Annotated in this window: 15 protein-coding genes; 6 read left to right on the forward strand and 9 right to left on the reverse strand. The window is 51.8% G+C overall.

The window, feature by feature from the left end; translation table 11 throughout:
• Window positions 1–99: 99 nt before the first annotated feature.
• Window positions 100–720: an SAM-dependent methyltransferase gene (locus tag EVJ30_RS04575; RefSeq protein ID WP_131468162.1), complete on the forward strand. Its 621-nt coding sequence runs from the start codon at window positions 100–102 to the stop codon at window positions 718–720.
• A 28-nt stretch (window positions 721–748) separates the two neighbouring features.
• On the opposite strand, the gene EVJ30_RS04580 is transcribed toward EVJ30_RS04575, so the two are convergent.
• A complete protein-coding gene (locus EVJ30_RS04580; protein ID WP_161566983.1) occupies window positions 749–1822 on the reverse strand; it encodes a HAMP domain-containing sensor histidine kinase in 1074 nt (357 codons plus the stop codon).
• Window positions 1819–2511 (reverse strand): response regulator transcription factor, encoded by a 693-nt coding sequence (locus EVJ30_RS04585; RefSeq protein WP_131468166.1) that lies wholly within the window; start codon window positions 2509–2511, stop codon window positions 1819–1821. Before EVJ30_RS04585 ends, EVJ30_RS04580 begins: the two co-directional genes overlap by 4 nt.
• Before the next feature lie 268 nt (window positions 2512–2779).
• Here EVJ30_RS04585 and EVJ30_RS04590 point away from each other — a divergent pair, with 268 nt between their 5' ends.
• Both EVJ30_RS04590 and EVJ30_RS04595 read left to right on the forward strand, forming a co-directional pair.
• Window positions 2780–3259, forward strand: coding sequence for a DedA family protein (locus EVJ30_RS04590; RefSeq protein ID WP_131458954.1), 480 nt, complete (start codon window positions 2780–2782; stop codon window positions 3257–3259).
• Between the two features lie 210 nt (window positions 3260–3469).
• Window positions 3470–4969 carry a phytoene desaturase family protein gene (locus EVJ30_RS04595; protein WP_131468168.1) on the forward strand — a complete coding sequence of 500 codons (1500 nt, stop codon included), beginning with the start codon at window positions 3470–3472 and terminating at the stop codon, window positions 4967–4969.
• Between the two features lie 37 nt (window positions 4970–5006).
• On the opposite strand, the gene EVJ30_RS04600 is transcribed toward EVJ30_RS04595, so the two are convergent.
• Both EVJ30_RS04600 and EVJ30_RS04605 read right to left on the reverse strand, forming a co-directional pair.
• The gene (locus tag EVJ30_RS04600; RefSeq protein WP_131468170.1) at window positions 5007–6020 is read right to left on the reverse strand and encodes an ABC transporter permease; all 1014 of its coding nucleotides are present in this window, start codon (window positions 6018–6020) and stop codon (window positions 5007–5009) included.
• Complete coding sequence (locus EVJ30_RS04605) at window positions 6013–6741, reverse strand: ABC transporter ATP-binding protein (protein ID WP_131468172.1); 729 nt, start codon at window positions 6739–6741, stop codon at window positions 6013–6015. The genes EVJ30_RS04600 and EVJ30_RS04605 overlap by 8 nt, the downstream gene beginning before the upstream one ends.
• A 168-nt stretch (window positions 6742–6909) precedes the next feature.
• Between EVJ30_RS04605 and EVJ30_RS04610 the strand changes: the two genes are divergently transcribed.
• Complete coding sequence (locus EVJ30_RS04610; protein WP_131468174.1) at window positions 6910–7527, forward strand: TetR/AcrR family transcriptional regulator; 618 nt, start codon at window positions 6910–6912, stop codon at window positions 7525–7527.
• A 3-nt stretch (window positions 7528–7530) separates the two neighbouring features.
• On the opposite strand, the gene EVJ30_RS04615 is transcribed toward EVJ30_RS04610, so the two are convergent.
• The 5 genes from EVJ30_RS04615 to EVJ30_RS04635 are packed head-to-tail and all read right to left on the reverse strand — an operon-like array spanning window position 7531 to window position 11997.
• Window positions 7531–8838, reverse strand: coding sequence for a HAMP domain-containing sensor histidine kinase (locus tag EVJ30_RS04615; protein ID WP_070329062.1), 1308 nt, complete (start codon window positions 8836–8838; stop codon window positions 7531–7533).
• Window positions 8835–9509, reverse strand: coding sequence for a response regulator transcription factor (locus tag EVJ30_RS04620; RefSeq protein ID WP_070329061.1), 675 nt, complete (start codon window positions 9507–9509; stop codon window positions 8835–8837). Before EVJ30_RS04620 ends, EVJ30_RS04615 begins: the two co-directional genes overlap by 4 nt.
• Window positions 9510–9527: 18 nt before the next feature.
• Window positions 9528–10679 (reverse strand): ABC transporter permease, encoded by a 1152-nt coding sequence (locus tag EVJ30_RS04625; protein WP_236635983.1) that lies wholly within the window; start codon window positions 10677–10679, stop codon window positions 9528–9530.
• Window positions 10676–11359 (reverse strand): ABC transporter ATP-binding protein, encoded by a 684-nt coding sequence (locus EVJ30_RS04630; protein WP_131458961.1) that lies wholly within the window; start codon window positions 11357–11359, stop codon window positions 10676–10678. Before EVJ30_RS04630 ends, EVJ30_RS04625 begins: the two co-directional genes overlap by 4 nt.
• Window positions 11356–11997, reverse strand: a complete 642-nt coding sequence (locus EVJ30_RS04635) for an efflux RND transporter periplasmic adaptor subunit (RefSeq protein ID WP_131468176.1) — start codon at window positions 11995–11997, stop codon at window positions 11356–11358. The genes EVJ30_RS04630 and EVJ30_RS04635 overlap by 4 nt, the downstream gene beginning before the upstream one ends.
• Window positions 11998–12141: 144 nt before the next feature.
• Here EVJ30_RS04635 and EVJ30_RS04640 point away from each other — a divergent pair, with 144 nt between their 5' ends.
• Both EVJ30_RS04640 and EVJ30_RS04645 read left to right on the forward strand, forming a co-directional pair.
• On the forward strand, window positions 12142–12867 hold the full coding sequence (locus EVJ30_RS04640) for a hypothetical protein (RefSeq protein ID WP_131466275.1): 726 nt from the start codon (window positions 12142–12144) through the stop codon (window positions 12865–12867).
• Window positions 12868–12876: 9 nt separating this feature from the next.
• On the forward strand, window positions 12877–13605 hold the full coding sequence (locus EVJ30_RS04645; RefSeq protein WP_131466277.1) for an ATP-binding cassette domain-containing protein: 729 nt from the start codon (window positions 12877–12879) through the stop codon (window positions 13603–13605).
• Window positions 13606–13753 lie beyond the last annotated feature (148 nt).

Genomic DNA, 13753 nt, shown 5'->3' on the forward strand with positions numbered 1-13753 from the left:
GCATTCAGAGCATCTGCTCGGATGCTTTTTTTGTTCATCGAGTAAAATGAAGAGACGAGATCGCATGCCGGCTCGACCGTCGATAAGGAGGAACATCACATGTCAACTTGGGATCAACGTTTTGATACGGATGAGTATGTCTATGGAGAAGAACCAAATGAGTTCGTGAAGCAACAAGCGCACTTGTTCAAAAAAGGAATGACCGTTCTCGCAATCGCCGAGGGAGAAGGCAGAAATGCCGTTTGGCTCGCGGAGCAAGGACTCCACGTCGAAATGTGGGACTATTCGCAAGTCGGGTTAGACAAAGCCACACGTTTGGCCGAACGTCGCGGCGTGACGCTGCAAACCCGTCTCGTCGATTTGGCTGAAGCGAACTGGCCTGAACAGGCTTACGATGTCGTTTTATGTATATACGGTCATTTCCCGAAAGAAGTGAAAGCGGCTGTCTTTACCGGGATTGAACGCGCATTGAAGCCAGGAGGCTACTTCGTGACAGAAGTGTATAGTGAAGAGCAACTCGCTTATGGGACGGGCGGACCAAAAGAAAAGGCGCTCTTATACACAACGCATGATTTCTCCAGTTTCACCGACTCACTCAACACGTGCCACTTGTTTGAAGGTGTTGTGGAACGACACGAGGGAAAACTTCATCAAGGTACATCCGCGATCATTCAATACATCGGTCAAAAACGCACAAACGCCGAATCTAGCGAAAGCTGATTCGGTGTTTGTGTCTATCGACAACTGTTTACATACGAAGCGTAAAGCGCGCCCGAAAACAAATACGCCCTGCTTCCGGTGAACACACCGTAAGCGTCCCCTCATGAAGCAACATGATTTGACGTGCGATCGATAACCCGAGCCCGTCGCCTGGTGTCTCACCTCGTGATGCATCGACACGGTACGTCCGGTCGAACAATTGATCCATCGCATCGATTGTCTGTTGTGCCGTCCCGTTACAGAGTTGCCATTCAACCACTGTTTCCTGTTGCACGAGTGTCAGTTCAATCGGGTTTTCATCCGTCGCATATTTTAACGCATTCGACATCAAATTCTGAAAGACACGGATAAGTTGCTCTTGGTCAGCTTCCACATAAACATCCGGTTGAACGTTCACAGTTAAACGGTGTCCCTTTTCAGCAAACAACGGTTGTAGTTCGTGAACCAATTGGCTTGTCAACAAGCTGATATTCAAGCGATGTTTCGATAACGTCACTTGTGAGGAATACAATCGATTCACATCCATCAGTTGATCGAGAAGGTGTTCGAGCTGTGCCGTTTTTTCATGTAATACGTTGAAGTGACTTTGCTCTTGATCTGTCCATTCCCGTTCAGTGTGTAGCAGCTGGACATAACCGCGAACGCTTGTCAGCGGGGTGCGCAAATCATGGGACAAGTTGGAGAACAGTTGGTTCCGTTCTTCCTCATGCGCCCGCTCTTTCTCGAACAATTGATGCAACTGCCTCGACATTTGGTTGACGCTCTCTGCAAGCGTAGCGAGTTCATCTCGTCCCGTCACTTCAACGGTTCGTCCAAGATCTCCGTTTGCGATTTGTTCAATCTCATTTGATAAATCCGTGATTTTTTGCAGCGTCTTTCGCATCATTAATGAAAAGCCAATCACAAAAATGATAATTGTAATAAATGTCACGCTTAAGAAAGCAAGATTATAAATCAACGGATCAGGCGTGGTCTCGTTCTGAATATAATACAAGCTAATCGAGTAGCCCATGATTAAAAATACGATTGTGGCGATAAGTGCGTTGATTAATATAATTCCGATTAATTTAACGAGTAACCGGTCCCATTGTCGTTTTTTCATAGGCGGTATCCCACGCCCCATACCGTTTTAATGTACGAAGGTTTCCGCGGCGTCTCTTCAATCTTCTCACGAATTTTCGTGATATGGACCATGACCGTATTGTCGACCTCGAACGCATCTTCGCCCCAAACCGCCTCATAAATCTGTTCGACCGTCAGCACTTGATTCGGATGACGCATGAAGTAGGCGAGGATATCAAATTCTTTCGGTGTCAGCCGAATCGAAGTGTCCCCTTTCGTGCATTGTCTTGTTTGAATATCGAGTGTGACGTCATCAAAGATGAGTACACCGGACTGGGCCGACTGGTCAGCACCGTAGTCCCGGTAGCGTCGAAGTAGCGACTTCGCGCGAAGTGTCACCTCGAGCGGATTGAACGGCTTCTTCATATAATCGTCTGCGCCAATCGAGATGCCTTGCATCAAATCCAAATCACTTGTCTTTGCTGTCAGCATGAGGATTGGCATGAACTGCGTCTTGCGAATTTCAATACAGGCCTCGATGCCGTCCATGACGGGCATCATCCAATCAAGGATGAGTAAATCGATGGCTTCGTGTGCGACGACGTCGAGCACTTCTTGACCCGTCTTTGCAAATCGCAAGGCGTATCCTTCGTTTTTTAAATAAATGGCGAGCAACTCGCGGATTGCCTCATCGTCATCGGCAATCAGAATTGTCGGTTGTGGACGCATTCTCTTCCCCCTCACATCGTGCAATACGTGTTGACAGACGAACTTGGAATTCATCTTTTTAAACTAGCGTAGCATCTTTTACATTTCGCATACACTTTCGCCTGTGAAACGGCAAAAACATGCAGACTCACGTTTTAGTTATTACCTATATGAAGTGTATCGAGCGCATCACAACGCATTCTGTCGAACTTCTTAACATTTCTTAAGACTCCGCTAAACACTTCTTACGCTTATCGCTCCATACTAGACGTTAGAAGGAGTGACTCGATTGGAAACAATACTTACACAATACGTGGTGCTCGCAATCGGCATCATGTTTACCCCGTTGTCCGATGACGTCTTGATGGTCACCCATTTGACGATTACAGCCGTGATGACAGTTCCCGAATGGATCGTGTTCATATCCACTTGGATGGTCTTCACGTTTGCCTTTAGTTGGTTTTATTTGATTGGCCGCGGATTGAATCGATTCATCCCAACTTCAAAACGTGATTCACGTTATTTAAAACGAGCCGAGGCGCTGTATGCACGATACGGAGCACGCGTCATTCTTGTCTCCTATTTTATTCCCGGTTTGCGCCACCCGATTCACTATGTCGCCGGATTCACCTCGTTGTCGTTTCGAACGTATACGTTTTATAACGTCTTATCTGCGCTTGGCTATACCGGTGCGTGGTTCACCGTGATTAAGTTAGCTGAACGCGTCCCAATTTTTCATCAAGCGAAAGATTGGGTCATGTCCCTTTAACGGCCGCCACTCACTTCATACATTCAGATTCCAAACGTATCCAAACGGGTATGTATACGGAGAAGAATTGAATGCCAACGGTTTATATGTTGAATGTGCAAAATTGCATCTTCCCCTCCTCGTCAAGGCAGGGAATCTGTCCACCGACGGCAAAGTACTTAAGAGCTGAATGTATGCAAAATAGATGTTGGAAGGAAGGCGACACGGTATATGAACAACGTGAACAAGTCTGTAATTGTGATCGGGGGAGGACTTGGCGGCTTGTCAGCGGCCATTTCTCTCGCCCAACAAGGGTATGAGGTTTCCTTATATGAAAAGAATGGCCATATCGGTGGGAAAGTGAATCGGCTCGAGCAAAACGGGTTCGGCTTCGACCTCGGTCCGTCGATTTTAACGATGCCGTACATCTTCGAAAAATTGTTCACGGCCAGCGGCAAGCGGATGGCGGACTACGTGCCGATCAAACGCCTCGACCTCGAGTGGCGCTCGTTCTTCCCGGATGGCACGGTATTAGATTTATATCGCGACCTCGACGTGATGGAGCGCGCCAATCCGACGCTGTCACATAAAGACATGGAAGAGTATCGGGCACTATTGGACTATGCCGAGCGCATCTACCATACGACCGAGAAGAGTTACTTGAAGGAAGGGTTTGAATCGCCGCTAGAAGCTGTTGCGAAAACCGGCCTGTTTTCGACGTTGTTCGGATTTGACTTAACGTCGACGATGTACGACGGGATCTCGAAACGGATCAGCAACCCGCATTTACGGACGATGCTCTCCTACTACGTCAAATACGTCGGTTCGTCTCCTTACAGCGCCCCGGCCGTGCTCAACATGATGATTTATATGCAGTACGCGCAAGGCTGCTGGTACGTCGAAGGCGGTACGCACAAATTGGCCGAAGGATTGACGAAACTCGCCGAGGAGACCGGCGTCCAAATCCATACGGGGCAAGGTGTCGTCCGTGCCCATACGATCAACGAGAAGATCACCGCCATCGAACTCGAGGACGGCCGACTCCGGTCAGCCGATTACTTCGTCTCCAACATGGAAGTCATTCCGTTCTATCAAAAGATGGTCGATGCGGATGAAGACTATGTCGACAAGCTCGTGAAAAAGTATGAACCGGCGAGTTCTGGCTTCGTGATTCATCTTGGCGTCAAAAAAGAGTATCCGGCCTTAGGCCACCACAACTTCTTCTTCTCCGAGAACTTGCACGAACAGATGGATAAGATCTTCGAGAAACACGAGCTACCGGACGACCCGACCATCTATTTGGTGAACGTCAATAAGACCGACCCGACACAAGCGCCGGCAGGACACGAGAACATTAAAATCCTGCCGCACATCCCGTACATCCAAGACGAACCGTTCACACCAGAAGAGTATGCGGCGTTTGAGGAACGTGTCCTCGATAAGCTCGAACGCATGGGCTTGGACGGGTTACGAGACAATACGGTGACGCGCGACGTCTGGACGCCTCATGACATCGAACGCACGTATGGATCGGACCGGGGCGCGATTTACGGCACCGTCGCAGATAAAAAACGGAACGGCGGCTTCAAGCATAAGAAGCAAAGCGAGCTGTACAATAACCTGTATTTCGTCGGCGGCACCGTGAACCCTGGCGGTGGCATGCCGATGGTGACACTGAGCGGTCAGCAAGTGAGCGACAAGATCGCGAAGCGTGACGGCGTTAAAAACTGATCATAAAAAGGATTCGAGCCCACGCCCGAATCCTTTTTTAGTGCCCACGATACTTCCCGAGCGCCCGCATATTCAATAAATAAAGCACACCTGCGTAAACGATCAAACCGAGCACATAACCCCAGATTCCGGCGAAACCGCTCCCGTACACCATCACTTCCTTGATTGCCGTCGCCCCATAGAAGATCGGCATGGCGTAGCTCAAATTGCCGAGCCCGTACGGAATCAAGTCGAGCGGGATCAATCCTGAGAAGAACACTTGCGGGATGATCGTGAACGGGATCATTTGGACGACTTGGAGCTCCGAACGGGCGAACACCGAAATCGTCGCCCCGAACAAAACGGCCGTCCCGGCCATTAAAATCATCACAAGAAATACCCAACCGATGTTCCCGAGCGACGTCAGCCCGAGTACGTAAATCGTATAGAGCACGATGAAGACAGACTGCACGACCGCGAAGACGCCATAGCCGAGCGTATACCCTAAAATGACTTGTCCGCGTTTGATCGGGGTCATGAGCAAGCGCTCGAGCGTGCCCCCGCTCCGCTCTTTGACGAGCGCCATCGCCGACAGGATGAAGACGAAGAAGAACGAGAACAGCGACAAGAACACGTAGCCGAACGAATCAAACGTCGACTGTCCTTCTTCTCCGTATACGTAATTCATCTCGATATCGGCCGCCGGATTGAGCGCCGACAACGCCGCTTGGATCTCACGCACCGCTTTCGACGATTTCGTCGACGGTTCGCGCAACGTGATCATGGTACCCGCCTGTCCCGCTTCGAAGACGGCATCGACGTCTTTATTGTCTTCCAAATAAGCAACCGGCTCCTCGACCGTATCGAGTCGCACGTCGAGCGTCTCGGCTTCGAACGCGTCGACAAGCTGCTGCTGGGCAGCCTCGTCCAGCACGACGACCGGCACGTAATCCGAGTCGCCGAGCAAGAAGTAGACGAGCGTGAGGATGAGGAGCGGGGCGATCAAAATCAAGGCGACGCTCCGCTTGTCGTTCAACGTCTGAAAGATGACCCGTTTCGCCAAGTTACGCATCGCGCTTCGCCTCCTCTCGTCCGGCAATGAGGAACAGTTCCTCGACGCGTCCGTTCTCGGTCTGCTCGAGTAAGTGCGTCACCGTGTCATAGGCGATCAAGCGCCCGTTATAGATGAGCGCGGCCCGGTCACACTCGAGCACCTCGTCCATGACGTGGGTCGAGACGATGATCGTCGTCCCACCGGCTCGAATCGTTTGAAACTGATCCCAAATCTGGCGGCGCAAAATCGGGTCGATCCCGACCGTCGGCTCGTCTAAAAACAAGACGTCCGGTTGATGGAGGATAGCGATGGCGAGCGACAACCGCTTCTTCATCCCGCCCGAATAGTTACGGACGAGCTTTCTCCGGTCGGCCGACAAGTCGACGAGGGCGAGCACGTCGTCGATGCGCTGTTTGAGCGCCGCCTTGCCGAGCTTATAGATTGAGCCGAAAAACTCGAGGTTCGCCTCACCCGACAAATCGTCGTACAGTCCATCGTTTTGCGGCATGAACCCGATCTTATGAAGCATGTTCATGTTCGGCATCACCGTCTCGCCGACTCGAATCGATCCTTTGTCTGCCGCCAATGCGCCGATCATCAAACGGATGAGCGTCGTCTTCCCCGACCCAGACGGTCCTAAGAGACAACAAATGTCTCCCGAGTTGATCGTGAAGCCGATATGATCGATGGCCAGTTGGTCACCGAACGATTTACTGACGTCGTTCAGTTGAATATTCATATTGGACTCCCTCCCGATGTCTGCCTCGTGTACACTGGACTAAAAGACACCGTGTTGGTTTATACGTTCAGTATAGTCCGCGCTCGAACGGCCAACAATCATCAATCTTGGTCACAGTGTCGGTTTTCCGACAGACGGCGACAATGTGTTGGATAAAGGAGAAAAAATATGGAACAGACAGACTTACGGGTCGTCCGGACGAAGCAGTTGATCAAACAGGCGTTGCTCGAATTGATTGAAGAACAAGGATTTGAAGCGGTCACGGTGAAGGCACTCACCGAACGCGCCGGCATCAACCGCGGGACGTTTTACAGCCACTATGTGGATAAGTACGATCTCATGGAGAAATCGATTGAAGCGATCTTTCATGAGGCCGAAACAAAGCTCATCAAAAATTTGCCGAACGTCTTTGGCAATCAGCAAGGCTCCGCTCCCCATCAGTTGCTCGTCCCGTTCATCCGTTTCATCGAGCAAAATAAGATTTTGATGAAACCGCTCCTCGGTCCGAACGGCGACCCGCAGTTCCAGGCGAGACTCCGCGCCTACATGTACACGGCGCTGTTTCATCGTTCCCCGACCGTATTGTTCGACGAGACGCAGTCGCTCGTCCCGCCCGATTATTTAGTATCCTATATATCGTCGGCACATATGGGCGTCATTTATGAGTGGCTCTATAATGACCGAACTGAAACGGTAGAAGATATCGCACGCATCATTTATACGATCACGTTTGAAGGACCGCTCGTCGCGGGCGGGTTGAAGCCGGACAGACAAAAAGACAGGTAGCAGCTACCTGTCTTTTTGATCGGGAAGCGTCACACGCACCGTCGTCCCTGACTTCAATTCGCTCGTGACGTCTACATGACCACCGTGCAACGTGACGATTTTTTGAACGATCGCCATACCGAGTCCTGACCCGCCTTGATGTCTCGAAGGGTCGGCCTGATAGAATCGCTCGTACATACGGCTCACTTGTTCCGGGGTCATGCCCTCCCCGTCATCCGTGATCTCGCAAACAATCGATTCCGCCGTTTGCATGAGCTTGATGCGGATCGTGCCGCCGTCATAAGAGTGGGTCATCGCATTTTGGATCAGGTTGATCCACACTTGGTGCAGCAGTCCGGCATCGCCGACCATCTCGACTTCATCAAGCTCAGCGATCAGGTTCAACCGTTTGCGACTCGACTCTCGTTCAAACGATAAGATACTTTCCCGCATCTGTTCACTGAGCGAGAAGCGGCTGACGTCTAATCCGACGACCGAGTGATCCAACTTGGCAAGGCGCAGCAAGTCACGTGACAACCGCGACAGCCGCTTGCCTTCCTGTTCGATCATTGTCGCATAGTTGACTCGTTTTTCCGTCGGTACGTCAGCCCGTTTCAATAGCGTCGCGTAGCCGAGGATCGAGGCGACCGGCGTCTTGAATTCATGCGCCATGATCGCCGTCAATTCCTCGTTTTTAGACTCGTTCGTCGCCAACGTCTCGGTCATCTGGTTGAACTGACTCGCCAACTTGCCGATCTCATCGTCCCCGCCGTCATGCACCCGTACCGTCAAATCACCAGAAGCGACTTTACTTGCCGCCTCGGTCACCCGGTCGATCCGTCTCGTCATGAGCCGGACCGCGAACAAGACAAGCACGCTCGAGACGAGCGCCGTGAGCAACAACGTCTGAAACGATAGATCGCGGAAAATCGTGACCGGGTTCTCGTCCGCGTTCGGGGACAACGTCACGACAGTCCGATCGATTAAAAGCGTGACGGCAGGCAATCGCTCGTCGCTTACGGTCAGCACGTCGCCTCGTTCAAGACGCGCGCGCTCCGCGACCGACCAACTTGCGGCCGCGTAGCGGTCCGTCTCGACAATAAGCGTCCGTTCGGAAAACAAGTCGATGACCTCATCGGCTCCTAATTCATAACGCTCAGAAGCCGTCAGCATGCTCTCGGCCCGTTCAACGAGCATCGTCTCGACTTGCGACGTCAACGCATTCATTTGGAACGTCAAGAAGAGCGTCAGCGTCAGTAAGATCGGGATGAGCAACAGCCCGAAGAAGATGGTCAGGAAACGTCCGTAAATCGAACTGAAGAAGGACTTCATGACTTCAACTCCAAGCGGTACCCAAGTCCCCAGACAGTACTGATTTGAAATGCGTCGACATGCTTCAAGCGGCTCCGGAGACGGTTAACATGGACGTCGATCGTACGGACGTCACTTTCCGTTTCATAGCCCCATATACGATCGAGCAACTGTTGTCGCGTGAACACTTGATTGAGATGCGTCGCCAAATGATACAGCAACTCAAACTCTTTCTTCGGCACCTCGATTGTCTCGACCGGGGTGATTACCGTCAGTGATGTTTCGTCTAACACGCAATCGTGCAGTTGAATCTGGTGGTCTCGATATATATTGGCTCGTCGTAGCATCGCCTCGATGCGGAGCTCGAGTTCTTCTAGATCGACCGGCTTGACGAGATAGTCGTCGGCCCCGGCCCGGAAGCCTTTCTTCTTATCAGGCAACGTCTCGAGCGCGGTCAACATTAAGATTGGGAGCGTGTAACCGGCGTCCCGCAGTTGCTCGGTCAACGCTCGACCATCGAGACGCGGCATCATAATGTCGGTCACGATGACGTCGATCGGTTGCTGATCGAGCAGATCGAGCGCCTCCTCTCCGTCAACGGCCCACAGCACGCGGTAGCCCGCTGTCGTCAAATATTCAAACAGAAGACCTCCGAGTGCCGGATCATCTTCGACAAGCAATAGCGTGACCATACGAGATTCCTTCTTTCTTTATGCGTTTCGTAACGCTTCAATCGGCTGCAAGGCGGACGCCTTACGGGCCGGGATATATCCAAAGATGACACCGATCACGACTGAAAACCCAAGTGCCAAGCCGACGGTCGAACTAGCCAACGTGAACGGGACACCCATGACGACGGTCAAACCGAAGGCAAGGAGTGCGCCGACCACTACACCGACCAACCCACCGAGGACGGACAAGAGCACCGATTCAAACAAGAACTGCTGGCGAATTTTCGCCGGTGTCGCGCCTAATGCTTTTCGTAAGCCGATCTCACTCGTCCGCTCCGTCACCGAGACGAGCATCATGTTCATGATGCCGATACCGCCAACGAGTAGCGAGATGGACGCGATGCCGATGAGCAACATGCTGAGCAAGGCGTTGATTTGGTCGATGGACGCGAGGGCGTCTTCAAAGCTCGTGACGGTAAACGCGTCCCGACCGTTAAATGCGGTCGTCAACTGCTGCGTCAATTCATCACTTACTGTCTCAGATTGTCCTGATTCCGTGTACAGGTCAAACGTCGAAATCGTATTCACATGAAACTGGTGAAGCGCGGTCGTCACCGGAATGACGATCGTCTCGTCCGTCGACATCGAAAACTCTGAAGACGGGGCGAGCGTGCCGACGACGATGTAACGGATCCCGCCGATTGTGATCGTCTCACCGATTGGCGACGTGGTCGGGAACGATTCCTTCACGATCGTATCGCCGATTACGGCGACGCGCGTCCGCTCCGAGATGTCCACTGGCGTGATGCCACGCCCGGAAGCGAGTGTCGAATCCGAGAAGAACGCGTCACTCTTCCCAAGGACGCTCTGTTCGGTCGTTTGACCGCCCAAATAGACGCCTGCTTGATGACTTGTCGTCGGCGATAACGACTCGACGCCGTCAATCGCTTCGAGACGTTCTACTTCGGTTACGCTGATGCCATTCTTCGTCGCATCTTCGATTTGGACACTCATCCGGTCCGCCCCGAACGTCGCGACTTCTTCATTGATTGAGGACGTGACACCTGAGATGACCGTCATGAGTGTGATGATGGACGCCGTCCCGATGACAATTCCAAGAATCGTCAAGAAAGAGCGCATCTTATGACTGATCACCGTCAGCCAAGCCATACGTATATTTTCTCGAATCATCGTCGTTCCTCCTTCTCGATACGGCCATCCCGAACGTAGACGATGCGCGTCGCTTCTTTGGCGATGTCGAGGTCATGTGTGATCATGATGATCGTCTTCCCTTCCGCATGCAATTCATGAAATAAGTTCAGAATTTGACGTCCGTTCGTCTGATCGAGCGCCCCGGTCGGCTCATCGGCGAGCAGTAAGGACGGATTAGTCACGAGCGCCCGCGCGATGGCGACACGTTGTTGTTGCCCACCCGACAGTTGATTCGGGTAATGGTTCTGTTTATCGCCGAGCCCGACACGCGTCAACATCTGGTGCGTCCGGTCTTTTCGTTCCGACTTCGACAGCCGTTGATAGATGAGCGGTAACTCGACGTTTTCGCTTGCCGTCAATCGCGGCAGTAAGTTGAACTGTTGAAAGATGAACCCGATCTGCTGATTGCGGAACGCCGACAATTCGGTCTCGGATAACCCGGTCACGTCACGGTCGCCAAAGCTGTAGCGACCGCTCGTGTATCCGTCCAGACAACCGAGAATGTTCATAAGCGTTGATTTTCCCGAACCAGACGGCCCGAGGATGGCGACGAACTCGCCGTCGTGAACCGTCAAATCGATCCCGTTCAACACGATTTGTTCGTTTCCACCCGCCCCGTACGCTTTCGTCAAATCGGTGACTTCAATGAGTGCGCTCATTGTCCTCCTCCGATCTGTGGTGGCATGATACCCCCAGCCGTTGCCTCATCCATTAAGAGGACGCTATCTTCGTCTAATCCGTCTTTAATCTCAACGCGGCTGCCGTCGCTGATGCCGAGCTCGACTTGCCGTTTCACCGGACCATCCGTGCCCTCGACGTACACGTAGGCGTCGCCTTCTTCAAACGTGATGCTGTCGAGTGATAGCGTCTCTGCTTCTTCGACACGTTCGACGACAATCGAGCCTTCGAGCGTCATCCCGTTTCGTAATCCGTCCGTTTCAGGCAACGTGACGTTCATCGCATAACGTGCTGACGAGCCCGGAGTCGTCAATGCTTCCGCTTCATCCGCAATCGATTCGACCGTTCCTTCGAGTTCAGTGTCCAATGCGTTCGCATAGATCGTCAGCGCATCACCTTCCTCGACTTTCCCTAAATCCCGCTCGTCGATCAACAGTCGTCCGGTCGCATCTTCTCCGACAGTCGTCACCTGACCGGCAAACGTGTAGACGTTCTCAATCGTCTCCGTCGCCACTTGCTCTGACTTATATTCGACCGATTGTGGCATCAAGACAATGCCCGCTCCTAACGCGATGGCCAGGGCACCGCCACCTAATCCCCACTTCAGTTTTTTGTTCATCTGTCGATTCCTCCTTTTGGTTGTACCTCAAGGATAAACAGAAGTTATAAACAAAGTATGAACGGATAAATTTACAAATAATTGAAACTATCATGCTAGTAAATGCGTATATCGAATTAATCCACATCAACCTCGGAGGTATATATGCATCAAATCACGAGTTATTTCTTTCTGTACGCAAAAATCGTCCTTACGGATAAAGTTCCATTTCTTTTAACGATGGGACTCCCGCTCGGTGTTGCCCTCCTGTACAGTCCACCAAATATCGGTACGATGACGTCTGCCGAGTATGCCACGTATTTGTCGTACTTTTGGGTGTACATCATCTTGGCGACTTATTTGAACGGGATTGCGCTCGAACTCGCACGAATGCGCGAATACGGTCTCATGAAGACGTACGTCATGATCTCCGGCAACAAATATACATACGTCCTGGCCATCTTGTTGGCTCAACTATTGTTTGCCGCAATCAGTCTCCTACTGTTCACAGTTGTCGTCACGCTCGTCCACGGTCATTTCACTTTCGGTTTGCTCGCGAGCCCAATCCTACTGTTGCTCGCCAGCTTCCCGTTCGCGCTCGGAAGTGTCGTCTTGACGCTTCTGCCGGTGAAAGTATCGAGCTTGATGAAATTTGCGAACATTCTCACCTATCCGCTGTTCCTTTTAGCCGTCAAACAGCCAGATGTCTGGTTCGGTTATGCCAATCCGTTTTATGCCCTACTTCAACTGTCGCTTGCCGTCGTTCATGGTGTCACGCAAGTCGACGTCTCGTTTAACCTGATTACGACAATTCTCTCTCTTGTCGGTTACGTCATCGTTGGCCTGTTCGCGATGAATCGCTTCAACCTCGTCTCATCCGTCACACGCTAGGAGGAAATGATGAACATTCAAAACTTGACCTACTCTTATCCGAAAGCAGCACGTCCCGTGCTCGACGACGTCTCATTCACGCTACATCCGAATAAACTGAACGTCTTGATTGGCCTGAACGGGGCCGGGAAGACGACGTTGTTTGATTGTATGACAAGGACGCTCCCAGTCGACCGGGCCTCGCTACAGCTCGTGCCATCGTCTGACATGCTGTATTTAACGCAACAGATTTTGTATCACAACGAATTAACGGGAAAAGATCTCACGTACTTCATCGGACGGCTCACAAAGCGGCCTGACTTCAAGCGACTAGCGACTTATGTCAACGGACTCACGACCGCCCGGGAACAAGAGCTGTTCGAGCATCTGTGGAAGATGAAGCTCGGCAAAATGTCGGTCGGAGAACGCAAGTGGCTATTCGTGACATTGCTCGCCTCGGTCAAACGATCGCTCTACTTGTTCGACGAACCGACGAGCGGCGTCGATCCGGCGTCACGCATCAACATCATGCGCCATTTACAGCGACTCGTAAAAGACGGTCGGACGTGCCTCATCTCGACGCACCAACTGCATGACTTATCCCAGCTGGAGTCCCATGTCATCTTCCTCCATGAAGGTCGTGTCCTGTATGAAGGCGATTTCCAAGACTGGTTGCGCGCGTCCGGGACGACCGACCCCGACGAGGCGTTCGTGAAGATGGTCGAAGGCATTCAAGATGATGTGGCGGTGACAACGTGAATGACTCGTTTTGGGAAAGACACCGCTTCAAGTTTTATACAGCTGGTATGGTCATCTGTGGCTGTTTAGTCGGTATGTTTTCATAAGAAAACCCAGCTTCTGACGAATCAGAAGCTGGGTTTTAGTCTTCCATCCAGCGATAGACAAC

The organism is Exiguobacterium sp. SH5S13, from assembly GCF_004337085.1.
Classification (GTDB): Bacteria; Bacillota; Bacilli; order Exiguobacteriales; family Exiguobacteriaceae; genus Exiguobacterium; species Exiguobacterium aurantiacum_A.